Origin of the sequence: Hyphobacterium sp. (genome assembly GCF_043584775.1) — a bacterium.
GTDB lineage: Bacteria > Pseudomonadota > Alphaproteobacteria > Caulobacterales > Maricaulaceae > Hyphobacterium.
The window spans coordinates 2,673,250-2,696,522 of sequence record NZ_CP121327.1 but is presented as its reverse complement, the minus strand read 5'-3'; the positions used below and the strand labels follow the sequence as shown (position 1 = coordinate 2,696,522).

Annotated in this window: 24 protein-coding genes and 1 tRNA gene; 15 read left to right on the top strand and 10 right to left on the bottom strand. The window is 61.3% G+C overall.

The annotated features are described in order from the left end of the window. Positions 1 to 23: 23 nt before the first annotated feature. Positions 24 to 1,694: a hypothetical protein gene (locus tag P0D52_RS13480; protein ID WP_394693164.1), complete on the top strand. Its 1,671-nt coding sequence runs from the start codon at positions 24 to 26 to the stop codon at positions 1,692 to 1,694. On the opposite strand, the gene P0D52_RS13475 is transcribed toward P0D52_RS13480, so the two are convergent. Then, positions 1,695 to 2,477: a DUF3108 domain-containing protein gene (locus P0D52_RS13475; protein WP_394693163.1), complete on the bottom strand. Its 783-nt coding sequence runs from the start codon at positions 2,475 to 2,477 to the stop codon at positions 1,695 to 1,697. It lies immediately after the preceding gene. A 71-nt stretch (positions 2,478 to 2,548) separates the two neighbouring features. Next, entirely contained in the window at positions 2,549 to 4,144 is a 1,596-nt protein-coding gene (locus tag P0D52_RS13470; protein ID WP_394694797.1) for an ABC-F family ATP-binding cassette domain-containing protein, read from the bottom strand. Positions 4,145 to 4,274: 130 nt separating this feature from the next. Here P0D52_RS13470 and P0D52_RS13465 point away from each other — a divergent pair, with 130 nt between their 5' ends. Both P0D52_RS13465 and P0D52_RS13460 read left to right on the top strand, forming a co-directional pair. Next, positions 4,275 to 6,698: a DUF305 domain-containing protein gene (locus tag P0D52_RS13465; protein WP_394693162.1), complete on the top strand. Its 2,424-nt coding sequence runs from the start codon at positions 4,275 to 4,277 to the stop codon at positions 6,696 to 6,698. Between the two features lie 111 nt (positions 6,699 to 6,809). Then, positions 6,810 to 8,192 carry a M24 family metallopeptidase gene (locus tag P0D52_RS13460; RefSeq protein ID WP_394693161.1) on the top strand — a complete coding sequence of 461 codons (1,383 nt, stop codon included), beginning with the start codon at positions 6,810 to 6,812 and terminating at the stop codon, positions 8,190 to 8,192. 154 nt (positions 8,193 to 8,346) lie between these two features. Here P0D52_RS13460 and P0D52_RS13455 read toward each other — a convergent pair. Both P0D52_RS13455 and P0D52_RS13450 read right to left on the bottom strand, forming a co-directional pair. Beyond that, a tRNA-Gly gene (locus P0D52_RS13455) sits at positions 8,347 to 8,421 on the bottom strand. Positions 8,422 to 8,501: 80 nt separating this feature from the next. Continuing rightward, the gene (locus P0D52_RS13450; RefSeq protein ID WP_394693160.1) at positions 8,502 to 9,068 is read right to left on the bottom strand and encodes a DsbA family protein; all 567 of its coding nucleotides are present in this window, start codon (positions 9,066 to 9,068) and stop codon (positions 8,502 to 8,504) included. An 83-nt stretch (positions 9,069 to 9,151) separates the two neighbouring features. Here P0D52_RS13450 and P0D52_RS13445 point away from each other — a divergent pair, with 83 nt between their 5' ends. The 7 genes from P0D52_RS13445 to P0D52_RS13415 all read left to right on the top strand — a co-directional run bounded on the left by P0D52_RS13445 (position 9,152) and on the right by P0D52_RS13415 (position 12,626). Continuing rightward, entirely contained in the window at positions 9,152 to 9,661 is a 510-nt protein-coding gene (locus P0D52_RS13445) for a prolyl-tRNA synthetase associated domain-containing protein (protein ID WP_394693159.1), read from the top strand. Between the two features lie 62 nt (positions 9,662 to 9,723). After that, complete coding sequence (gene trxA, locus P0D52_RS13440; protein WP_394693158.1) at positions 9,724 to 10,656, top strand: thioredoxin; 933 nt, start codon at positions 9,724 to 9,726, stop codon at positions 10,654 to 10,656. Between the two features lie 42 nt (positions 10,657 to 10,698). Beyond that, positions 10,699 to 11,328 carry an LON peptidase substrate-binding domain-containing protein gene (locus tag P0D52_RS13435; protein ID WP_394693157.1) on the top strand — a complete coding sequence of 210 codons (630 nt, stop codon included), beginning with the start codon at positions 10,699 to 10,701 and terminating at the stop codon, positions 11,326 to 11,328. Positions 11,329 to 11,401: 73 nt separating this feature from the next. Continuing rightward, positions 11,402 to 11,851: a hypothetical protein gene (locus tag P0D52_RS13430; protein WP_394693156.1), complete on the top strand. Its 450-nt coding sequence runs from the start codon at positions 11,402 to 11,404 to the stop codon at positions 11,849 to 11,851. Beyond that, positions 11,851 to 12,075: a helix-turn-helix domain-containing protein gene (locus P0D52_RS13425; RefSeq protein WP_394693155.1), complete on the top strand. Its 225-nt coding sequence runs from the start codon at positions 11,851 to 11,853 to the stop codon at positions 12,073 to 12,075. The genes P0D52_RS13430 and P0D52_RS13425 overlap by 1 nt, the downstream gene beginning before the upstream one ends. 42 nt (positions 12,076 to 12,117) lie before the next feature. Then, positions 12,118 to 12,330 (top strand): Trm112 family protein, encoded by a 213-nt coding sequence (locus P0D52_RS13420; RefSeq protein ID WP_394693154.1) that lies wholly within the window; start codon positions 12,118 to 12,120, stop codon positions 12,328 to 12,330. Continuing rightward, on the top strand, positions 12,327 to 12,626 hold the full coding sequence (locus P0D52_RS13415; protein WP_394693153.1) for a gamma-butyrobetaine hydroxylase-like domain-containing protein: 300 nt from the start codon (positions 12,327 to 12,329) through the stop codon (positions 12,624 to 12,626). The genes P0D52_RS13420 and P0D52_RS13415 overlap by 4 nt, the downstream gene beginning before the upstream one ends. Positions 12,627 to 12,777: 151 nt before the next feature. Here P0D52_RS13415 and bioB read toward each other — a convergent pair whose 3' ends face one another. Beyond that, positions 12,778 to 13,788, bottom strand: coding sequence for a biotin synthase BioB (gene bioB / locus P0D52_RS13410; RefSeq protein ID WP_394693152.1), 1,011 nt, complete (start codon positions 13,786 to 13,788; stop codon positions 12,778 to 12,780). A 49-nt stretch (positions 13,789 to 13,837) separates the two neighbouring features. Between bioB and P0D52_RS13405 the strand changes: the two genes are divergently transcribed. Together P0D52_RS13405 and P0D52_RS13400 are read left to right on the top strand one after the other, a co-directional pair. Beyond that, the gene (locus P0D52_RS13405; RefSeq protein WP_394693151.1) at positions 13,838 to 14,179 is read left to right on the top strand and encodes a teicoplanin resistance protein VanZ; all 342 of its coding nucleotides are present in this window, start codon (positions 13,838 to 13,840) and stop codon (positions 14,177 to 14,179) included. Next, positions 14,176 to 15,000, top strand: a complete 825-nt coding sequence (locus P0D52_RS13400; protein ID WP_394693150.1) for a heme-dependent oxidative N-demethylase subunit alpha family protein — start codon at positions 14,176 to 14,178, stop codon at positions 14,998 to 15,000. The genes P0D52_RS13405 and P0D52_RS13400 overlap by 4 nt, the downstream gene beginning before the upstream one ends. A 51-nt stretch (positions 15,001 to 15,051) precedes the next feature. Here P0D52_RS13400 and P0D52_RS13395 read toward each other — a convergent pair whose 3' ends face one another. Then, on the bottom strand, positions 15,052 to 16,569 hold the full coding sequence (locus P0D52_RS13395) for an alanine/glycine:cation symporter family protein (RefSeq protein ID WP_394693149.1): 1,518 nt from the start codon (positions 16,567 to 16,569) through the stop codon (positions 15,052 to 15,054). Between the two features lie 153 nt (positions 16,570 to 16,722). On the opposite strand from P0D52_RS13395, the gene P0D52_RS13390 reads away from it, so the two are divergent. Then, positions 16,723 to 18,027 (top strand): S41 family peptidase, encoded by a 1,305-nt coding sequence (locus tag P0D52_RS13390; protein ID WP_394693148.1) that lies wholly within the window; start codon positions 16,723 to 16,725, stop codon positions 18,025 to 18,027. On the opposite strand, the gene P0D52_RS13385 is transcribed toward P0D52_RS13390, so the two are convergent. From P0D52_RS13385 to P0D52_RS13370, 4 genes are all read right to left on the bottom strand, one after another. Continuing rightward, positions 18,024 to 18,572, bottom strand: a complete 549-nt coding sequence (locus P0D52_RS13385; RefSeq protein WP_394693147.1) for a molybdopterin-dependent oxidoreductase — start codon at positions 18,570 to 18,572, stop codon at positions 18,024 to 18,026. The genes P0D52_RS13390 and P0D52_RS13385 overlap by 4 nt on opposite strands. 70 nt (positions 18,573 to 18,642) lie before the next feature. Continuing rightward, on the bottom strand, positions 18,643 to 19,008 hold the full coding sequence (locus P0D52_RS13380) for a hypothetical protein (RefSeq protein ID WP_394693146.1): 366 nt from the start codon (positions 19,006 to 19,008) through the stop codon (positions 18,643 to 18,645). Continuing rightward, positions 19,005 to 20,573 (bottom strand): SPASM domain-containing protein, encoded by a 1,569-nt coding sequence (locus P0D52_RS13375; RefSeq protein WP_394693145.1) that lies wholly within the window; start codon positions 20,571 to 20,573, stop codon positions 19,005 to 19,007. The genes P0D52_RS13380 and P0D52_RS13375 overlap by 4 nt, the downstream gene beginning before the upstream one ends. A gap of 153 nt (positions 20,574 to 20,726) precedes the next feature. Then, on the bottom strand, positions 20,727 to 21,278 hold the full coding sequence (locus P0D52_RS13370) for a hypothetical protein (RefSeq protein ID WP_394693144.1): 552 nt from the start codon (positions 21,276 to 21,278) through the stop codon (positions 20,727 to 20,729). A gap of 236 nt (positions 21,279 to 21,514) precedes the next feature. Here P0D52_RS13370 and P0D52_RS13365 point away from each other — a divergent pair, with 236 nt between their 5' ends. Continuing rightward, positions 21,515 to 21,928, top strand: a complete 414-nt coding sequence (locus tag P0D52_RS13365; protein ID WP_394693143.1) for a hypothetical protein — start codon at positions 21,515 to 21,517, stop codon at positions 21,926 to 21,928. Between the two features lie 3 nt (positions 21,929 to 21,931). Beyond that, positions 21,932 to 23,239 carry a relaxase/mobilization nuclease domain-containing protein gene (locus P0D52_RS13360; RefSeq protein WP_394693142.1) on the top strand — a complete coding sequence of 436 codons (1,308 nt, stop codon included), beginning with the start codon at positions 21,932 to 21,934 and terminating at the stop codon, positions 23,237 to 23,239. Positions 23,240 to 23,273 lie beyond the last annotated feature (34 nt).

Below are 23,273 nucleotides of genomic sequence, written 5' to 3'. Positions count from 1 at the left end.
GAGGTCAGCGTGGGGGAGAGCTCATGAAGCAATTTGCCGCCGCCGCCTTACTGGCGGTGAATCTCGGGGGGTCGGTCCTGGCTGACCCGCAGCTGGAAGCTGCAACCCTGCCAGATGCCCGATCGGTCGCGATCGGCGACCCGGCGACCGTTTTCGCGACGGTCATGAACACTGGCGACATGGCGGCCACGAATTGCCGCCCCGGCACCTCCTATGACGACAACAGTCCGACCACGCTGGTCTACCAGACCGTCGATGGATCGAATGCCCTGACCGGCACCGCCAATACGCCGGTCGATATTCCTGCTGGAGGGCAGCAGGGATTTCTGCTCGCCGTGACGGCCAGTGAAGCCTTTTCCGGCACCATTCCCTTTGTCTTCGAGTGCGATAATGGCGCGGCGCTGGGCCGTCCCGGGATTAATGATCTTGTCCTCACCGTTGAAGCCGGCTCGCCGCCGGATCTCGTGACCATTCTCGCCACCCCGTCCGCCGACGGTGTCCTGCGTATCCCGACAGCGGGCGGTGCCAGTGCGGCTGGCGGGGCGGTTATTAATATTGGTGGTGGAACCGCGAATGTGACGGCGACGCCAGTGCTGATCGGTCCGGCGGTCAATACGCAGCTCACCGTCGACATGTGTGAAACCAACCCGGCCACCGGTGTGTGTCTCGCGCCACGGTCATCGTCCGTTGATATGAGCGTCGATGGCACGATCCGCACATTTACCGTCTTTGTGCGCGCCGACCCGGATTACGGGGTGCCGCTCTATCCTGAATTTGTGCGGGTCTCCGTCGCGTTTCGCGATCAGGCCGCGGCGGACGACAGCGATGCGCAGCCACTGCGAGGTGCCAGCTCGGTGGCGTATACCGCTCCGGCCAACCCGGTGAACATGGCCGGTCCGTTGACAGGAATCTTTTCATTCCAGATGCGTGATGAAGACAATGACGCTGGCGGACGCTTTCTTGGCGATGGAATCATCGCATTCGGGGAAACCGGTACAGGCGTGGGCTATATGCCGACCCGTTTCGGAGATCAGGTGGTCTCTGTTGCCGGGAATTACAACGTCGAGGCCCGCAGCTTTGATGGCACGTTCGACTTCCTCCAATACATTGTCGTCAACTTCAATACGGCGACGGGCTCCTTGAACTTCAATTACCACCACATGGCCGGTTTCCGGGGGCTTTATGCCTTTGACCGCCCGGAAGACCGCCCCGGCATTGACGGACCGGCCTCGCGGTCTGTGTTCAGCGACGCAACGCGGATTTCGGCAATATCCGAACGTGTCACGATCTGCCCGCCGATGATAGACGGCACATTCGACGTCTATCTGGGCGAAGCACCGACCGACGGACAGCCGCCGGACATGACGCTGGACTTCGACCGGGATGAAGACCGCCCGGAATCGCAGGTCGGCGCCCGGGGCGAGTTCACAAGCGGGACCGGCAGCTATCAGCTTTTGGGCGCGGACGGATCCACGCCGCCCAACATGTTCCGCTCGGAAGCCAGCTATGACGGAACAGGCAATCCTGGCCCCTGGGGATTGCAGAATGCGAATCTGCGCTTGCCTGACGAAACCGAGATTGCAATAGAAACCGCCTATGTCGTTTCCTGCGACGAGAACGGGTTTGTTGTCGCAGCGATTTCTGGGACGGTTGGATTCACCATGCATTTCCGACGGCAGCAGCCGGCGGAATGATCACTCCAGCCTGAGCTCCATTAGCTCCACCGTCACGCCGCCAAAACCGGCCCTCGTATGCAGGCGAACCGGCAGAAAGGCGGTCCCATCGGCAATCGGCGCAATCCACATGCGCAAGGGATGGCGGGTTTCACCGGGTTCGGGCCAGTCTTCTTCATCATAGCCGGAAATAGGCTGATAATAGGCGTCGCAGACAAGCGCTTCACCGCGCCATCCGCGTGTCCGGATGCGTTCCGTTCCACGTGAAGCAAGGGCCAGATCATAGCGCTGCTTTCCATCGAAGACGGGAATGGAGCCTTCGCAGGGCGCGCCGCCGGAGGCCGCGACCATTTCCGACAGGAGCAGTGTCGCTGTCATCGGATCCACCACACCGGTCCGGTCGGCTTCGGACGCCGGCGGTTCGCCCCAGGAGGAGAATTCCGGCGTCGCGGTCGAGTGCGCCAGACCCTCTTCAAACACGACATCAATCACACGCGTTTTCTCGCCCGTGCGTTCCGTATGGCCATAGCTGACGGGCTGTGGCCCATGGGCCCCAAACCGCCCGGTAACATCGGAATCGATATCAAAATCGGTGAACAGGGCGGCCAGCCCGGCGGCCTCGACATGGGCGCTGGCGGCATAATCCTCTCGCCCCAACTCGGCATCCAGCGTCACCCGCCCGACCCGGAAGACGAGAACCGAGGCGGAATAATCCGCCGAGATGGACAGCGGGGCTTCACGATTGACCGGTAGGGCAGGAGACGCTGCCAGAAGGCAGAGCAGGCTGATGGATATCAAACGCAACACATTCACCGCCAATACCCTGATCCCGACACGGACCTACAGTCTATCGCGGCGGGCGGGCCTGTCGAGCGTCAGGCCGTCACCGCAGCGCGATCCGCCTGAAGGACGAGTTTCCGGTAATCATTGAGATCGCCCTCATAACGCGAGGCCCGGCCATCCTTGACCAGCCAGAGCTGGTCGGCTGTACCTTCGGCGAGATAGACATCGTGGGTGATTAGTACCACTGCGCCGTCATAATCATTCAGCGCGTAGATCAGCGCCTCGCGGCTGTCGATATCTAGGTGAGAAGTCGGCTCATCCAGGATCAGGATATGCGGCTTGTCGATAGCCATCAGGCCGAGCAGCAGACGCACTTTTTCACCACCGGACAGTTTCTCGATCGCGGTGCCGACTTTCTCATAGGGAAAGCCCATACTGGCCGCCACCGCGCGCTGTTTTGACGGCGGCGAGCCTTCCGGCAGGGCGTCGCGGACATGATCCAGCACGGTTTCGCCCGGACGCAATTCATCCATCTGATCTTGCGAGAAATAACCGATGCGCAGAGCGCGCGGCGCGGTGCGGTCCCCCGCCAGAAGCGGCAGGCGTTCGGCGATGGATTTCACCAAGGTCGTCTTGCCCTGGCCATTGGCGCCGACAATGGCGATGCGGTCTTCGGGATCCAGCCGCAGATCAATATCCCGCAGGATCACGGCATCTTCACCATAGCCGAGCGTGGCATCGCGAAGTTGCAGGAGCGGCGGCGCCAGCTTGTCGGTGGAATTGGGAAAGACGAAGGGCGTGGTCCGCTCGGCGAGCGGCACCGAAATTTCCTGCATCTTCTCCAGCTTCTTCACGCGTGACTGGGCCTGACGCGCCTTTGAGGCCTTGGCCCGGAAGCGATCGACGAAGGCCTGCAGGTGCGCCCGGTCAGCGTCCTGCTTGGCGCGCTCGCTTTCCAGCAGGGCCAGTTTCGCTGCCCGCAAGCGCAGCCAGGCATCATATCCGCCCGGCGTGATCGCCAATTGCTTGTGCTCCAGCGCCAGCGTGTGGGTGACGGAGCGATTGAGCATCTCCCGGTCATGCGAGACGATCAGTACGGTATGCGGATATTTCCGGAGATAGGTTTCCAGCCAGGCAGCGCCCTCCAGATCAAGATAATTGGTCGGTTCGTCCAGAAGGAGCAGGTCGGGCTGGGAAAAGAGGACACCGGCAATCGCGGCGCGCATGCGCCAGCCGCCGGAAAACTCCCGCGTCGGGCGCGAAAGATCGGCATCGGAAAAACCCAGCCCCATCAACACTTCGGCGGCGCGCGATTCCGCCGACCAGGCGTCGATATCCGCCAGCCGCATATGGATCTCACCAATGCGGTCGGGATCGGTCGCGGTTTCCGCTTCCTGCATCAGGGCGTGACGTTCTTCGTCTGTGGCGAGCACAACATCGAGAATGGTGTCGTCCGACGCTTCGACCTCTTGCGCCACCCAGCCCATGCGCGCCCCCCGGCTCAGCCGGATCGGGCTGTCGGGAGAGGGGTGGGCGATCTCCTCGCGGATGATCTGCAGAAGGGTGGATTTGCCCGTGCCATTGCGCCCGATCAGTCCGACCTTCCAGCCCGCAGCGATCTGGGCGGAAGCGTTTTCGAACAGGGCGCGTTCGCCGATACGGTAATCAAGGTTTGAAATCGTCAACATGGTGGCGCGGTGTAACGCGCGCAGCGCCCAGCGCAATGCCAATTGGGAGTCGCACGCTCGATGGACCAAGCCACCTTGCCGCAATGCGCCTGCGTGCTAGCTTTCAAAAAGAATTTTCGGGGAGCAAAAAATGTCGATCAAATCCAGATTTCTGAACCAGCCCGTCCTCAGCGGTGCGATCATCGGCCTGTTGGCCCTGACCGGCGCTGCCACGGCGCAGGATGTGCCGATTGTGCAGCCGGGCGCACCCGGACAGGACACCCGCACGCTGAGCGCGGACGAGGCCGTCCAGCTGGCGAATAATCGCTATTCCGATGCCGACGTCGCCTTCATGCAGAACATGATCCCGCACCATGCGCAGGCGGTGGAAATGTCGGCGCTGGTTGCAGACCGCACCAATAACGAAGAGGTGGTCGACATTGCCGGGCGCATTGATGCCTCTCAGGCTGATGAAATCGCCTTCATGCAATCCTGGCTGACCGAGCGCGGCGAAGCTCTCGAAAGCCCGCATGCGCATCACGGCATGGACCATGCAATGATGGGCATGGCCACGCCCGAACAGATGGTCGCGCTGGCGGCGGCCACCGGAACGGAGTTTGACCGCCTCTTTCTTCAATTGATGATCACCCATCATGAAGGCGCGGTCGACATGGTGGACGACCTGCTGGAACAATCCGGCTCGGCCTATGACCCGGTACTGTTTGATTTTGCCGGCGATATCAAGAATGAGCAGGAAGCCGAGATCCGCCAGATGGGTGCTATGCTGCGCGCCCTGTCCGAGGATCCGCGCTCCAGCCTGTCACCGGGTTTCCGCGATGCAGGTGAGGCGATTTCCGGCCTGACCCATATCGCCAGCCTGCCCAAGCCCACCGGCTTTTTCGACGCCGAGAACCCGGCGGGGCTTCCGCCCTTGATCGAGTCGGACGAAGACGATGCGGCCGAGGCAGAGGATGAAGATGCCGAGCCACAATTTGGCTCGCGCTCGCCCTTCCTCAGCTTCTCCAACACCGACATGGCCTTTTCCGGCGATCTGATGGCGGTCGGTAATTATCATGGCTTCAACCTTTATCGTCTGGGCGGCGCTCAGCCCGAACTGATCACCTCCGTGGTCTGCCCGGGCGGTCAGGGCGATGTCTCCATCATCGGCGATCTTCTGATCATGTCGGTGGAACAGACGCGCGGCCGCGTCGATTGTGGCCGTCAGGGCGTCAGCGAGGATGTCAGCGCCGAGCGCTTCCGCGGTATCCGGATATTCGACATTGCCGATCCGCTGGCGCCGCGCCAGGTCGGGCAGGTCCAGACCTGCCGGGGCTCGCACACCCATTCCATCGTTTCGGGTCCGGATGAGGACGGCATCATTGTGGTCTATAATTCCGGCACCAGCTCGATCCGCGATGAAGAGGAACTCGCCGGTTGCGTCGGCGATGTGCCCGGCGATGATCGCACTGCGCTTTTCCGCATCGATGTCATCGAGATTCCGGTCGATGATCCCTCGCAAGCGCGCATCGTCGACAGTCCGGCGGTCTTCGCGGATGAGGAAACCGGCGCGCTCGCCGGCCTCTGGCGCGGCGGCGATCATGGCGATGGCACGCAGACCACCAGCCGCACCGATGAATGCCATGACATTACCGTCTTCCCCAGCCTGAATCTCGCCGCTGGTGCCTGCTCGGGCAATGGCATTCTGATGGACATCTCCGACCCGCGCGCCCCGCGCCGCATGGATGCGGTCAGCGATACCGGCTTTGCCTACTGGCATTCGGCAACCTTCAACAATGACGGCACCCGCGTCCTGTTCACCGATGAATGGGGCGGCGGCGGACGTCCGCGCTGCCGCGTTCAGGACCCGATGAACTGGGGTGCCAATGCGATCTACTCCATTGAAGACGGCCAGCTGGACTTCAATGCCTATTACAAGCTCCCGGCCCATCAGTCGGACCAGGAAAACTGCGTTGCCCACAATGGCTCCATCATTCCGGTGCCGGGCCGCGATATCTTCGTCCAGTCCTGGTATCAGGGCGGCATTACGCTGATCGACTTCACCGATCCGGATAATCCGGTGGAGATCGGCTATTTCGACCGGGGTCCGGTTGATGGCGATGCACTGGTCACAGGCGGTTTCTGGTCCTCCTACTGGTATGATGGTCGCATCTACGCCACCGAGATCGTGCGCGGCCTCGACATCTTCGAGCTCGCCCCCAGCGAACACCTGACCGAAAACGAGATCGCCGCCGCCGCGCTGGGCGATCAGGGCGGCACCTTCAATCCGCAACAGCAAAACCCGGTTACCTGGCCGGATCACCCGGTCGTGGCGCTGGCCTATCTCGACCAGCTGAACCGGGACGGCGCGCTGGAGGCAGATCTCGCGGCCAGTCTGGCTGAGGCGCTGGACGCAGCCCGCACGCATATGGAGTCCGGCACAACGGATAGCGGCCTGTCGCAAACGCTGACGCAATTGTCAGACGATTTGTCCGGCGTCGATACGGATGGCGACAATGGCGCGCGCCTCACCGCCTTGCGCAACACGCTGACGGGCATTGCGGAGGCCTTGGGCTAGGCCTAGGCCTCTGGGCCGCGGCGGCAGGTTCGACATTCGGACAACGCCGCGGCTTTCACGCCATCATGCGCCATCGCCAGCCTTCAGGATCGGAAACAGCGAGACCGTCAAATGAAACCACCCGCCATCCCGTCCGTCCTGACGGTTGCTCTTCTGATCACCCTTGCCATTCCTGCCAGTGTCGGGGCGCAAATGCCGCCGCCTGTTCTGCCTATGAGTGAGACCGAAGAGGCGGCGCCGGAATTACCGCCGGTCTTGCCTCTGCGGGATCGGGCTGCGGTGATTGACCGGATCCTCGAGGAGCGCCTTGAGACCGTCGTGCCGCAGATCATGCGCGAACAGGGCGTATCCATGTGGGTGCTCATGGCGCGGGAGTATTTCGAGGAACCCGTCATCGCCACCATGCTGGATGCGCGCAGCATGGCGGCCCGCAGACGGACCATTCTGGTGTTCTTTGATCCGGGCGAGGGAGAGCCCATCGAGCGTCTCACGGTAAGCCGTTACGGGCTGGCAGGCCTGTTTGAGCCCGCCTGGGATCCCGAGGTCGAGCCGGACCAGTGGAGTGCCGTGGCCGGCATTATCGCAGAGCGGGATCCGGCGACCATTGCCATCAATTTCTCGGACCTTTCTGCGTTCGGCGACGGCATGACGCTGAGCCAGTACCGCTTGATGATGGCCGCCCTGCCGGAGGGATTCGAGGACCGCATCATTTCCGGTGAAACCCTCGCAATACGCTGGCTGGAGACCCGCACGCCAGGCGAGGTGGCGCTCTATCCGGCCATTGTCCGCACGGCCCACGCCCTGATCGCGCGTGCCTTTTCCCGCGACGTCATCACGCCGGGTGTGACAACCGCAAATGATGTCCGCTGGTGGTATCGTCAGGAATTCGCCCGCTTTGGCCTGACGCCCTGGTTTCATCCATCGGTCGGCATTCAGCGCGCCGGACAGGAGGGCATGCTCACAGGCGATGAAATCATCCAGCCCGGAGACCTGCTCTGGACGGATGTCGGCATCACCTATCTGCGGCTGAACACCGATACCCAGCACCTCGCCTATGTCCTGCGGCCGGGAGAAACCGCGGCCCCGGCCGGGCTGCGGAATGGTCTGGCCGCGACCAATGAGGTTCAGGACATTCTGCTGGCCCATTTTCAACCGGGGCGAAGTGGCAATGAGGTTCTGGAACGCGCCCGCGCCGAAGCGATTGAACGGGGGCTCAATCCGTCCATCTATACCCATCCGATCGGCCTGCACGGCCACGGCGCCGGACCGGCAATCGGCTTCTGGGACAATCAGACCGGCGATCCTCGTGGTGAAGGGCCGATCAACGCCAACACAGCGTGGGCGATCGAGCTCACCACCTTCAATGCGGTCCCCGAATGGGGCGGGCAAATCGTCGACTTCCGCTCCGAAGAAGATGCATTCTTTGATGGCGAAACGGTCCGCTTTCTCGACGGGCGGCAGACCGAGATCACGCTGATACCGTCCGGCGAGTAGATTGGGCGGTATTCAGGAGCGCTTGGCAAACGGATTCGCTCGCGCAGGCTTTGACCGCGTGGACGGCCACCACGGCCGGCACCGCCCTGTTGTTCCAAAAGCGCGCAAAGCGGGCGCTGCCGAAACGTCAACCAAGCTCATACTGAAAAGAGAATGGAGCGGGCGATGAGATTCGAACTCACGACATTCACCTTGGCAAGGTGACGCTCTACCCCTGAGCTACGCCCGCTCATGTCTGGGGTTCCGGCTTGCGCCGGGAGGCGGCGTATATCGCGCAATCCCGGCTTAAAGGCAAGACGCCAGATTCAGCTAGGTGCCGATTGTTTCCAGATAGAGATCGAACCGGTCCTGCCCCCAGTATTTCTGCCCGTCCGCGATCAGGAAGGGGACGCCGAAAACACCGTGATCATTCACCTTCTGGCGGGCTTCTGCCTCGGCGGCCTTTATCGCTTCCGAGGCTTTCAGCGCAGCATCGTCCGGCAATTCAAGGCCGATCCCGGCGGCGATGCCGGCGAGCACGTCATGCCGGTTGAGGTCCTGACCCTCACCCCAGCGCGCCTCGGAAGCCGCACAGGCAAACGCGAACCCCTTTCCGGCCAGATCGGCAAAGTGGAAGGCCCGGTTGGGCAGATTCGTGGTCAGCTCGAACGGATCGGGAAAGGCGAGCGGAAGCCCCGCCCGCGCCGTCATGCGCGGAATGTCTTCCAGATAATATTCCAGCTTGGGCCGGCTATCGGTCGGATTGAAGAAGGGCGCCCCGTCCGGCGGCCCGGTAAAGGGGATGGTTTCCAGCACAATGCCCGCCGCCTTCAGCTTGGCGAGGCCGATGCGGGAATAGGGGCTGCGGAAACCAAAAAAGCAGAGCGGCGGCGTCATGGGCGGATCCTTCGGGTCTGATGCAGGGAGCGTATCGCAGATTTACGCTTGATCCAGCACACTCATGCGCCATAACGCCCCTCATGGCAGCTACCCGGAATGAATTACTGGCATACTTGGATGAATTGGGCATCGCCCATTCAACGCTGGATCATGCGCCCGTCTTCACCGTGGAGGAAGGGCAGGAGATCAAGGCCAGTCTGCCCGGCGGGCATACCAAGAATCTGTTCCTGAAAGACAAGAAGGGCCGCTTCGTCCTGGTCTCCGCGCTGGGCGACACGCCGATCCGGGTCAATCGTCTGCACCGGCCGCTGGACTGCAAGCGCCTGTCCTTTGCGCGGGAAGAGGATCTGTTCGACGTGCTGGGCGTGCGTCCGGGCTCGGTGACCGCCTTTGCGCTGATGAATGATGCCGATGGCAAGGTGACCTTCGTGATCGATTCGGCGCTTCTCGCGACGGACCCCGTCAATTTTCATCCGCTGAAGAATGATGCCACAACGGCGATTGCCCGCGACGATCTTCTGACCTTTGCCAAAGCCACCGGACATGATCCGCTGATTGTGGATTTTGCCGCGCTGGCGGCAGACGACTGACCTTGTAAAACGGGGCCTCGCGCGCCAAGTAAGGCCCAAGACATCAAAGATGGAATCCTGCCATGAGCGACTTTTTCACGACCGACCCGAATGCCGCCCCGTCCGCTGGCTCCGCCCCTGCGGCGGACCTCATCAAGGACGGCACGGATCAGGGCTTCATGGCCGATGTGATCGAGCCCTCGAAAGAAGTGCCGGTGATTGTCGATTTCTGGGCGCCCTGGTGCGGCCCCTGCCGTCAGCTGGGACCGGCGATTGAAAACGCAGTGCGCAAGGCCGGCGGCAAGGTGCGGCTTGTGAAGATCAATATCGACGAAAATCCGGGCGTCGCCGGACAATTGCAGGTCAAGTCCATCCCCGCCGTCTTTGCCTTCCAGAACGGCCAGCCGGTGGACGGCTTCATGGGCGCTTTGCCGGAAAGCCAGATCAATGACTTCATCAAGCGCATTACCGGCGATGGTCCGGACAAGGAAGCCATCGCCGCGCTGATCGCACGGGCCGAGGAAAGCCTGGCCTCCGGTGATCTGGGCGGTGCCGCGCAGGATTTCTCTCTGGCGGCGCAATCGGACCCGGAAAACATGGCCCCGATTGCGGGCATGGCCCGCGTCTTCCTCGCCGGCGGCGAGCCGGACAAGGCGCGTGAAATCCTTCAACACGTGCCCGATGACAAGCAATCCGACCCTGCAGTGCAGGCCGTCATCACCGCGCTGAAGCTGGCGGAAGAAGCCGGTGATGCCGGCGAAGCCTCCGAGCTGGAGCAGAAGCTGGCGGACAATCCGGGCGATCACGACACCCGGTTCGAGCTGGCCAATGCGCTGGTGGGCAAGGGCGATCTGCAAGGCGCAACCGATCAGCTTTTCCTGATTCTCGAGGCGGATGCCGAGTGGGAAGAGGGCAAGGCCAAGGCGCGCCTGCTGGAGGTTTTCGAGGCTGCGGGCTTTGCCTCTCCGGTGGCAAAATCCGGCCGCCGCCGCTTGTCCACAATGTTGTTTTCCTGACACCCCCTTGGCAGAGGCGTTTTTCGGCCCTAGCTCAAAGGTATGACACAGCTTCCCAAAACCCTGCCCGTCTTCCCGCTGGGCGGCGCCATTCTGCTGCCCGGCGAGGTTCTGCCGCTCAATATTTTCGAGCCGCGTTATCTCAACATGATCGATGACGCGATGGCGGGCGACAAGCTGATCGGCATCGTCCAGACCCGCTCCGGCGGTCCGGCCGACCAGCCCTTTATCGAGGCCATTGGCGGCGCCGGACGCATTACCCGTCATGCCGAGACAGAAGACGGCCGCTATCTGATCGAGCTGGAAGGCCTGTCGCGCTTCGAGATCACGGCCGAGCTCGACAAGAAAACGCCCTATCGCACCGCGCAGGTCGACTGGTCGCTTTTTGATGCGGACCGCGCCGCGCCCGATGCGCTGCTGACGGCGGACCGCGAACGGTTTACGGCGCTGCTTCGCGGCTGGTTTGCGCAGGAAGGCATCAAATGTGACTGGGGCACGGTGGATGCGGCGCCCGTTATCCGGATTGTTGATCAGATCGCCATGGCGGCACCCTTTGCTGCCAAGGAAAAGCAGGCCTTGCTGGAAGCCGAGGATGGCCGCGCCCGCTATGATCTGATGACCGCCCTCCTGGAAAAGAAACTGGCGGAAGGCGCTGGCGGCACGCCGAACTGAGCGTATTGACTTTATATAAAACTTAAATTAATTAGCGTTTCAGTTGATGATATTTAACTAAAAGAAGCAATCCATGACTGCCTTGTCAACCTCACCCATCGCGCTCGTCTTGCGGTTTTTTGTTGTGATCGCGGCGGTGTTGTTAGTGCTCAAACACCTCGCCATCTATCCCGCGTCCGCCGCCGGAGCCGACTGGCTCGGACTTGTGGCGCCAGCGCTCTATCTCTGGGCCTTCTGGTCGGGTGCGGAAGTGTTTTCCAGATCGCGGGACGCCACAGGGTTTGGCCCGGCTTTGTTGTCCGGCCTCAATCAGATGGGCGCCGGCCTGATGCTCGGAGCCTGGGTGGCCATTCTCGCGGAACCCGCATTGCGTCATCTCATGCAGAACGGATTTGTGATGATGACCGGTGCCCGCTTTGATCTGACCCTCGCCAACCTGGTGCTCGCATTTGCCGGACTGACGCTGATCCTTCTGGCCCGGCGGGGCCGGCAGATTCGTGCCGAGCTGGACGGATTCGTCTGATGCCGGTCCGGGTCACGCTCGATATCATGCTGGCAAAACGCAAGATGCGGGCGCGCGATGTCGCCGAGAAAATCGGCCTGTCGGAAACACAGCTCAGCCTGCTTCGAAACGGGAAAGTCCGGGGCATGCGTTTCGATACCCTGTCGAAACTCTGCCTCGTGCTCGATTGCCGCCCCGGCGATATCATTGACTATGACGTGGATGCGGCCGACATGGATGCGTGACCCATCTGGCAAATTGCCGCCAGCGGCGCTAGATATCAGGGCATGAGCGAAATCACCGAAACCCCGCCCAAAGACGTTGATCCGAAGCTGCTGGAAGTGCTGGTCTGTCCGGTCACGCGTGGGCCGCTCGTCTATGACCGCAAGAAGAGCGAGCTGATCTCGAAGAAGGCCCGTCTCGCTTACCCGGTGCGTGAAGGCGTGCCCATCATGCTGCCGGACGAAGCGCGCGAACTCAGTGACGCGGAAGCGAAATGAGCCGCGCCTGGCCAACCCGTCTCGATTTCTCGAAATCACGCAAGGTTCTGACCATCGATTTTGATGACGGTCAGACGGCTGAATTGCCCTATCAGCTCCTGCGCATCGAATCGCCCAGCGCAGAAGTTCAAGGCCATTCTCCTGCCCAGAAGAAAACCGTCACCGGCAAGGAAAATGTAGGGGTCACGGCGGCCAATCCTGTCGGCCGTTATGCCGTCCAGATCGTCTTCGATGACGGCCATGACAGCGGCCTCTTCACCTGGGATTATCTGCGCGAACTCGCCGGGCTGGATTAGGCGGCGCGTCACCTCTCCTTCGAGGCTCGCTTCCCCGCTTTCGCGGGGACAGGCCGCTCGCACCTCAGGATGAGGTGGCGTGGATCTCAATTTGCTATCTCACCTCATGCTGAGGCGCTTTCCGCAAGGAAAGCCTCGAAGCACGCTTTACCTACTCTGCCGCCCGTTCCGCCGGCGCCGACGGCGCGGCCATCGGTTCCAGGCCCAGATCGGTGAACAGAGCGCCATCCACTTCCAGATCCGGATTGGGCGTGGTCAGGAGCTCCTCACCCACAAAGATGGAATTCGCTCCGGCCAGGAAACACAGCGCCTGAAGCTCGCGGCTCATGCCTTCGCGGCCCGCCGACAGGCGCACGACCGAGCGTGGCATCATCAGCCGGGCGGCCGCAATCGCGCGCACGAAATCAAACCCGTCCAGCGGCTTGGCATGGCCCAGAGGCGTGCCTTCGACGGCAACGAGGTGATTGATCGGCACGCTTTCGGGATGCGGGTCAATCGTGGCCAGCTCGACCAGCAGGCCGATGCGGTCAGATTCGCTCTCGCCCATGCCGATAATGCCGCCACAGCAGACATTGATGCCGGCCTCGCGCACCCGGCCGAGCGTTTCCAGCCGGTCATCATAGGTGCGCGTGGTGATCACCTTGTCGTAATATTCGCGGCTCGTATCCAGATTATGATTGTAATAATCCAGCCCTGCTGCCTTCAGGCGCTTTGCCTGATCGGCTTCCAGCATGCCCAGCGTGACGCAGGTTTCGAGGCCTTCCGATTTCACGCCTTCAATCATCTCGCAGACCGCATCGACATCGCGGTCTTTCAGGGATCGCCAGGCCGCACCCATGCAAAACCGCGTCGCGCCGCTTGCCTTGGCCTTTCGCGCAGCGGACAAAACCTCATCCACCGGCATCAGTTTTGACGCTTTCAGCCCGGTTTCGTGAAAGGCGGACTGGCTGCAATAGCCGCAATCCTCGGCACAACCGCCGGTCTTGATCGAGAGAAGCTGCGATTTCTGCACCGAATTGGCCGCATGATGGCGCCGGTGGACGCTCTGCGCGGCAAACAGCAAATCGTTAAACGGTGCGCGATATACAAGCGCCGCCTCGTCTGGTGTCCAGTCAAAGCGGGGCTTTGACAAGGTCTCGATATCAAGGACAGTAGCTGGCATGTCGTTTCACCCGATTTCGTCTGGAGCAGACCCTAGAAAGAGCGCGGCATTGCGACAAGCGGCCAAGGGCATGTTCTGGCTGGCTTTCGCAGCGATCACCGTACTGGCGCTTCTGCCCGGCCCGGCTGCGCCGCCACGCCTTCTTGGCACAGACAAGCTGGAACACGCTGCCGCCTTTCTGGTGCTGACGCTGCTGGCCACTTTCGGCTGGCGCGGCCTGCCACTCTGGTTCATTTCCCTCGCCATGATCACGCATGGACTGGTAATTGAACTCATTCAGGGCTCACCCATTCTGCAACGCACCACCTCTGTCGCTGATGTAGTTGCCGATGCCATTGGTGTCGCGCTGGCTTTGATCCTGACCTGGCTTCTGGGTTTCAGAAAGCCGTGACGCGGCCACCCTACAAGCCCTTCTATAACGGCCCGCCGCGTTTCCAGGTCGGCCTGTCCCGGATTGATCCCTCCCACTGGCTGAGCCCCGACCCGGAAACAGATTGGCTGCCGTTGAAATCGCAACGGCTGGATCGGGAGTCTGCGACATATTATCGGGCTCTGCCAACGGCACGGGCCGCCGAAGCAGAGGCGTTGGAACGGATCGAGGCCGCCACCGGGCAACGGCGGTCTGATCGGGATGAGCCGGCGCTTATCGCCGCCGGGCGTCTTGTATCGGATGATCTGGTGGTGATGGAGAATGCGGGCGAGGGCTGGGTGGCCACCAGCCTGCTTTTAGCCCAGCCGACTTTCTTTTCGCTGGACGACAGCTTCAATCGCGAACTGTACCAGCTTCATGACCCGGTTCCGAACGGCTCGCCCTCACTGGCCGGAAAAATTGCGCGTGTCTTCGATCGCATGCCCGCCGGTGAAGTCTTCGAACGCTTCAACTGGACGGTCCAGCTCGGCATGGAACGGCACTGGCCGCACGGATCAGCCATGCGGGAACAACTCAAGACCACCCCGCCGTCAGCGGCCATCGACGACCTCGCCTTGCGGGTCGAGCGCCAGACACTTGTGCGGCTGGAAGCGACGAATGCCATCCTGTTCTGTATTCGCATCTCCCTCGACCCGATCCGCGAGGCGCTCGCCGACCCGGCCGACCGCGTGGCCTTTGCGCAAAGCTGGCGCGCCGCATCAGAGGATGCACTGGCCTATAAGCGCTGGGGCCAGTTCAACGCCCATGTCGAGGCGGCGCTGGCGGCTTTGGGTGACGCATAGAAAAAGGCCCCGCCACCGGCAGGGCCTTTTCCGTTTCAGCCTGAGTAATGCCTAGGACTTGGGCGGTTCATTGCCCGCATCGTCCAGCTCGACATTGATCGCCGCTTGCGCGGCGGCTTCCTTGCCTTCGCCAGCCTCAAGTTTCGCAAAATATTCGCGTGTCATCTTGAAGATCAGCGGGGACAGGACCAGCAGAGCAATCAGGTTCGGCGCCGCCATCAACCCGGTAAGGGTATCGGTGGTCAGCCAGACCGTATTCATCAGCGCCGTCACATTGTCGCCGGCATAGAGCAGGCCGGTGGCGCAAAGGATCATGATGATCCACATGATGCGGAAGGGCAGCACGATCTTCACGCCGAGCAGGTATTCCGCGCAGCGTTCGCCATAATAGGACCAGCCCAGAATGGTGGTGAAGGCAAACAGCGCCAGCGCGATCGTCACAAACTGATCACCGAAGGGCAGATTGGCCCCGAAAGCCGCGGCGGTAATCCGTGCCCCGGTTTCACAGACCTGCGGAAGATCCCCGCTGATCGCGATCAGTCCGGCATTACACTCCGGCGGAATGACACCGGAAGTCAGAATGGCCAGACCCGTAATCGAGCACACCAGAATGGTGTCGATGAAGGTGCCGAGCATGGCAATGATGCCCTGGTCGACCGGGCTGTCATTCTGTGCGGCGGCGTGCGCAATCGGCGCAGAACCCTGACCGGCCTCGTTCGAGAAGATGCCACGGGCAACACCGCGTTGCATCGCCATCATGAGAAGGGCGCCGGAGAAACCACCGGCGGCAGCATCAAAGCCGAAAGCATTGCTGAAAATGCCAGCTAAAGCGGCCGGAATGGCATCGACATTCATGCCCACCACGACCAGGCCGACGAGGATGTAGATGCCGGCCATGGACGGGACGAGGGCGCTGGCCACCGTAGCGATACGCTTGATTCCGCCGAGGATAACCGCGCCTGCCAGAGTGGCGATCACTGCACCCGTGATCCAGTATTCAATGCCATACGTGTCATTGACGGTGCGGACGACCTCTGCCGTCTGGATGGCATTGCCCGTGCCCAGACCGGCCATGACACCGAAAAAGGCAAACAGCCCGCCGAGCCAGATCCATTTCTTGCCCATGCCGTTCTTGATGTAATACATCGGCCCGCCGACACGGCGGCCATCGGAATCGACTTCGCGGAACTTCACCGCAAGCACGCCTTCGGCAAATTTCGTGGCCATGCCGACCAGTGCCGTCATCCACATCCAGAACAGCGCGCCGGGCCCGCCAATGGCAATGGCCACGGCCACGCCGGCAATATTTCCGGTGCCGATGGTTGAGGACAGGGCGGTCATCAGGGCACCAAACGGCGTCACATCGCCTTCACCATGTGACTTGCGGCCCTTCATCAACTCGCCAAAGGCGAAGCCGATTTTCCGGAGCGGCATGAATTTCAGGAAAACCGTCAGATAGAGGCCGGTTCCCAGAAGGAGGACCAGCATGGGTGGCCCCCAGACGAAATCGTTCACATTCCCGACGATGCCGGAAATGGTTTGACCGATTGATGCGGTTTCAGCGTCCATGTCTCTCCCCAAGAGTTAATCGCTGCGCAGATTAGGAAGCTCTCGCCATGACGCAACGGGTTTTTCCGGCATCTGACATAAATGTGTCTGATATTTAACGGGAGGCTTGCCCCGATTTGGCGAATACTTGGCTGAAATTTCCGGAGAATTGCCATGTTCAGCAAGACCATACTTGTTTCTGCCTTATCGCTTGCATTCCTTGTGGTGCCCGCCCGCGCCCAGGACAATCCGTCCGTGGACGATGCGGCGCGCAGCCGTGTGGTCGAGGGTGTCGCCCGCCAGGTGGAAGAGAATTTCTACGATTCCGGCATTGGGGCGGAACTGGCCGCCGATCTGCGCGCCCGCCTCGCAGCCGGTGAATTCGACGCCGCCGGCAATGCGTCTCGCCTCGCCGAGCAGCTGACTGCGATCCTGCACCCGCGCGACACGCATTTCGCGGTGCGCTATATGGGCGCGCCGCCCCCGGGGGGCGGTCAGGGCCCGCAAGGCCCACAGGGCGACCCTCTGGCAGCGGCCCGCCGGGCGAATTTCGGCTTTAATGAAGTCGCGGTCCTTCCGGGTAATGTCGGTTATATCGATATGCGTCAGTTCTACCCCGCCCAGATTGGGGGCGATACCGCATTGGCCGCACTGGAATTCATCGAGAATACCGATGCCGTGATTTTCGATATGCGCCAGAACCGTGGCGGCGCGCCGTCCATGGTGCAGCTTCTGATCAGCCATTTTCTGGACCCGGCAAGCCAGGTGCCGATCAACACCTTCCTCGCCAGCAATCGGGAATATCCGGGGGAGATGATCTCTCTGGCCTATCTGCCCGGCGATGCGCGCCCCGACGTGCCGCTTTATGTGCTGACGAGTGCGCGCACCGGCTCGGCGGGTGAGGCCTTCCCCTATCATCTTCAGGCCATGGACCGCGCCACGATCATCGGCGAAACCACCTATGGCGCAGGTAATCCGGGCGGGTTCTTTCCGGCTGGTGAGGGCTTTGCCGTCTTTGTCTCCACCAGCCGCACCCGCAATCCGGTCACCGGCACGAACTGGGAAGGCGTTGGCGTTATTCCTGATGTCGACGTGGCCGCAGATGACGCCCTCGATACGGCGCTGGTGCTAGCCTATGAAGCCATCCTCGAAAACGTCGAGTATCCCGGTCACAGGCAGCTTCTCGAATGGTCACAGGAAGAGATCGAGGCACGGATGAACCCGGCTTCTCTGGATGAGACCGCCGCCCGCGACGTCGCCGGCAGCTATGGCGAGCGGCATATCGACTATGTGGACGGGAATCTGTTTTACCGGCGCGGTGATCGGTCCGGCCAGAGGATGTATCCGCTCGGTGAGGACCGGTTCATGATCGAAGGGGTCGACGGCTACCGGCTGACCGTGCAGCGCGAACAGGGCCGCATTGTCTCTTTGACGCTGCAACAGGCCGGCGGCCGGCCCCGCGTTTCTATCAGGGACTAATCGCGAACCTCGATCGAGAACACACCCCAGACCCAGTCACTGTCATCCATCCCGGCCAGAGCGTCATCGGTATCGCGCGGCCAGACAATCATGGCTGGTCCATATCCGCCGATGTTCAGGGCGTCGCCATCCATGCGGATCGCCAGGATCACATCATGATCCTCGATCCGCGACAATTCGATATCGCGCTGATAACCATCCAGCGCGGTGATGGTCAGCATTGAGCCTTCGGGCGTGGCGACATCCAGCACGTCCCGTAAAAGCGGGCCGGAAAAGACGCGGGTCACGCCGCCTTCGGGATAGGCGACGCGGACATCATGCTGGGTCATGTCCGCCAGACTGGCGAAGGGCATGACGTAGGCGCTGTCAAATTCGATGCCATAGGCACGGAAAAGCGGCTCAAGCTCGGGGTCCATCGCGCCGCGGTCAACCGTTCCGATTTCGCCATGAATGGTGACAATATCCCCGCCTTCGGCAAATTCTGGGTCGCCGGAACAGGCGGCCAGGCTGGCAGCGGCCAGGAATGTCAGTGCGATCCGGATCATCTCATCCCCCTTGGTTGCAGTGCAACATAACTGAATCGGCGGCGCAGGTGAATGCGAAAACCGGACCGGGTCAGCTTTTCAGTTCGGAGACACTGAGAGAAATGACATCGACGCGCTTCTGCACTGCCTCCAGCTTCTCTTCCAATACCTGCAACCGGCCCTCAATGCCGGTATTGACCACCGGAATCTCGATTTCGCTGGCATCGGAGAAATCCATCAGCGCGATCCGCTCTACCGTCCGCTCGATCCGCCGGTAGCGTATTTCGAGATCATTGGCATCGAGCTCGCCCGCAATATCGAGCGCCGGCTGAGGATCGTTGAATTTGACATCCAGTGCTTTCAGCCGCTCCAGAATGTCCGGACTCCCGGCCACCGTGTAGGCCACCCCCTTCAGGAACATGATCTCATCGGAGGTGAAGTCGGAATCTTGCGTCATGAAATTGTTTCCTGGGCAACCAGAGGGTCGCCTATTTGCGGTATGGAAGGGCGTTCAAGAATATCGGCGACACTGTTGATGTCCGGCACCGTGATATCGATACCATTATAAGCCAGAGCGTAGTTCTCGCGCCGGTTCATGGCGGCATAGTATTTGCCGGGCGGGATAAAAACCCGGAATTTCCCGTCCGATGTCAGCCGCGCAAAATGATGGGCTTCGCCCTTGTTTCCGGCTTCGTTCTTCGGGAAGAATGCGATCAGCATATTCTGTCCGCGCTGGTGATCCTTGAGGCCATAGCGCCGGAGAAAATTCACGTAATCCATCTGATAGGAAGGCAGCTGACCCACGAAAAGCCGGTGCTTCTTCTCCAGAACGCTCCAGGGAATCAGGTTGGACAAAGCCGGGATATGGTCGAGCTGTCCCTGCTCGGTGGATTCAGGCAGCACGCGTCCGCGACGCTTTGCGGCGGCTTTCAGGGTCGGGATCAGCAGGGTTTTGACCAGATGCGAGGCTTCATCCATCGCCGACTTCCACATCTCCGTGCCTTTGGGCCCGTTCTGGAAAACCCGCAGGGAGTGATCGACCGGATAGGCGACGACCGGCTGGAAATTGAACGGGATCTCCATGGCGGCGGCCAGACGGATCAGCTCCGGCAGTAACCGGATATTCTGCTTCATCACCGAAATGTGCATGACGGTCGCGCCGTCGCGCTTTTCAAGCGTGATGTCGCGGAAACGCAGCATGTTCGAGACGACGTCGTCGAAGTTTGCATTCACGCGGATATTCTCGAAGGTCGTCTTGTTCGGGGCATCGAACGACACCATCACTTGAGAGTCGGCGTATTTATTCAAGCTCTCGAACATGGTTTCGGTCACATAATGCCCCCCCGTTGTGAAAGCGAGCTTGAGATAGGGATTTCGGTTTGCCACCGGATTCTGGAAAATTTTCTGCCAGAAGGACAACAATAGGGGCTCGCCGCCGCCGGGCACCAGGTCGGACAGATAGGGCAACCAGTCTTCGACTTCCTCCTGAAACCCGCTTCGGCGGATCGTCGCGGAACGCGTGGGGGTTTCATAGCAATGCGTGCAGCGCAGATTGCAGCGATGGGTCGGCGTCACATAGAGGACGAGCGGTTTAGATTCGAGGATGGTCTTGCCCTTGGCGACTTCCTTGCGTTTCAGCAGAATATTGTCGCGGTACTCCGAATGGGGCGCACCATCATCATCAATGCGGGTATCATACGCCATCTGCAGCGGCTGGTTCTGAGCCACGGCGAGGCATTTTGCGCAACCGGCCGATTCCAGATCTCCCTCGGCCATCCAGCCGCGAAGCTTTTGCATTTCTTCGCCGTTCCAGATCTCCTCAAGGCTCTGCTCCTTGACGTTTCCGACCGGCGGATGAATCGCGGGGTTGCCGTAATTGCCACGATAGGCGCAAGGCTGCACCACGCCATTGCCTTCCACCATCAGTGACTGCCACGGCGCCATGCAACGCGGCGCGCCGCGCTCGCGCTGAACGGCGCCGGTATCAGGCGTCGCCTGAATCAAAGCATGAAAATCGGCCAAAAGCCCCCCTGAATGCCGGGCCCGGGCCCGGCTTCATGCTCCAAATTAGCGGCAGACCCACAATATATATGAAAACATTGAAAAAACAAGAAAAATCGGTAACCCATCGAAGGTGAAATGCCGGATTCCAAGCTTAACGGACTGGTGGCTCGCCTACTGGAAGAGCTGCCGGTAGCGGTTCTCGTCCTGCCGGGTCAGGATGACGGAGGTCTCACCCATCGGGCGGTTCAGAATATTGCCACCGCCAAAGCGCCAGCCTTCCCCGGACTCCGCCATGGCGGCATATTCTGTCAGTTCGCCGTCGACATTCTCATAGGTCGTTCGAAACAGCAGGAAGACATAGCGCACACCTGGCCGGTAACAGTGTCCCCGCTCCGTGCAGGGCAGGGTCTGCGCATCAATCGCGCCAGCCTGCAACACCTCGATCGAGGTCAGCGCGCCCGTTCGCCGGCGGCTATCGCTGAAAAAGCGCATATAGCGCTCGCGCGGCCACCATTGACGAATCCGTGGATCGGTCAGCTGGTATTGCGCGTAATGGTCTTCTTCCTGCCAGCCGGTCACCCAGTCCAGAAACACGCCATAGGCTTCCCGCACCTCGGCCTCGGTCGCGGGCTCGACGGTCTGGGCCGCGGCGGGCGCGGACAGGCCAATCGTCACAATTGGCAAAATCAGAGATAAAACAGAAAGACAGCGCAATAATTTCATGACGACAGAATGATCTGTGCACGAATAGGGCGCAATTCACGATGGGGTGAGGCGCCAAGGCCCCTCCTGCGTCTCGGACGTGAGCGCTGGGCACAATGGAAATGCCAGAAAAAGAAGATGGCGCGCCTTGAGGGAGAGGATTTAAACGCGCTATTCGAGACTTTGGCCGATTGGAACGTCCAACTCAAAGACGTTGAAGACTTCATCCACAGCGATGATCCGGGAGGGCCGCAGCCATGACGCAGCCCCTCCGCAAACCATTCGGCAATGCCGGTGCTGCCCAGCCCCGCAAATATCCCCCACCCTTCTCCCTGCGCCTGAGCGAGGAAGAACGCGCTATCCTGCGCCAGCGAGCCGGACGTCGCTCGCTGGGCGAATACATCCGACATGTGCTGTTCGGTGAGCGTGCCAGCCCGCGTAAGGTGAAACGGTGCCAGCCGTCGGAATCTGACCAGAACGCCGCCAGCCAGCTTGCGGGGTTGGGACAATCGCGGTTGGCCTCGAACATGAACCAGATCGCCAAGGCGGCGAATATGGGTGCACTGCCCGTCACCCCGGACTTGCTCGAAGAGCTGCATCAAGCCTGCGCCGACATTCGCACCATGCGCGATGTGTTGATCGCCTCTCAGGGCCTCAAGGTCCGGGGGTGAGATATGATCCTGGTCGGCAATCAGCGCGGCGGCGGCCGCGATCTGGCGCACCATCTCCTCAAGGAGGAGAACGATCACGTCCAAATTCACGAAATCCGGGGATTTGCCTCGGAGACGCTGGAGGGGGCTTTTTGCGAAGCCTATGCGGTCAGCCGGGGCACGCGGTGCAGGCAGTATCTCTTCTCGCTGAGCCTCAACCCGCCGCAAAATGAGCGGGTGAGCACGCAGGCTTTCGAGCAGGCCATCGAACAAGCCGAAACCAGACTCGGCCTCACCGGCCAGCCCCGCGCCGTCGTCTTCCATGAGAAGGAAGGCAGGCGGCATGCGCATGCCGTATGGAGCCGGATCAATGCTGAGAATATGAAAGCGATCCAGCTCTCCCATAGCCACAACAAGCTGATGAAGGTGAGCCGGGAACTCTACCGCGAACATGGCTGGCGGATGCCCGAGGGTATGACAGACCGCTCGAAGCGCGATCCGCGCCGCCTGTCACTGGAAGAATGGCAACAAGCGAAACGGCTCGACAAAGACCCGCGCGTCATCAAAGGGGCGTTTCAGGATGCCTGGGCGATTTCGGACAATGCCACCACCTTCTCCCATGCGCTGGAAGAGCGCGGCTTCAAGCTGGCGCGCGGCGACCGGCGGGGCTTTGTCGCCATAGACGAACACGGCAAGCCGTACTCCGTCGCCACATGGACGGGCGTAAAGACGAAGGCCGTGCGGGAGAAGCTGGGCGATGAACGCACGCTGCCGAGCCTGCCTGAAGCCAAAGAGCGCTATGCCCGCGAGATGCAAACCACCATGGACGGCCACCGCAGGGCGTTGCTGGACGAAGCCAGAGCCCGCAAGGAAGCCGCGCAGCGAGCCAAAGCGGAGCTGGTTGCCCGTCAGCGGGACGAACGCCAGAGCGCGCTGGATGCCATGGAGGCCCGCCGGAAGGCGGAAGTCCTCGACCGGCAGGCGCGCTTCCGTCCGGGTCTGAGCGGTGTGTGGGACCATCTGCGTGGTGAACACGCCCGCATTCGGCGCGAGAACGAGCTGGCGGCCTATGCCGCCCATGAGCGCGACCGCAAACAGCGCGACGATATTGTCTTCCGGCATATTGAAGAGCGCCAACGCCTGACGCGGGACCGCAATCGCGAACGCCTCGACCAGCTACGCCAGCGCCAGGACGTGCGGACAGATGCTCGCACCTTCGGCGAGCGGGCGGAACAAGCCCGCGCCGAACGGCTCGCCGCCTTCAAAGAGAAGCGCCAGACACAAGCCCCAACGCGCCCGCGAAGCCGGGATGGTCCCGACCTCAGCCGTTAAAAGAACGGCTGCAAGTCCCATTGCAGCCTATGCC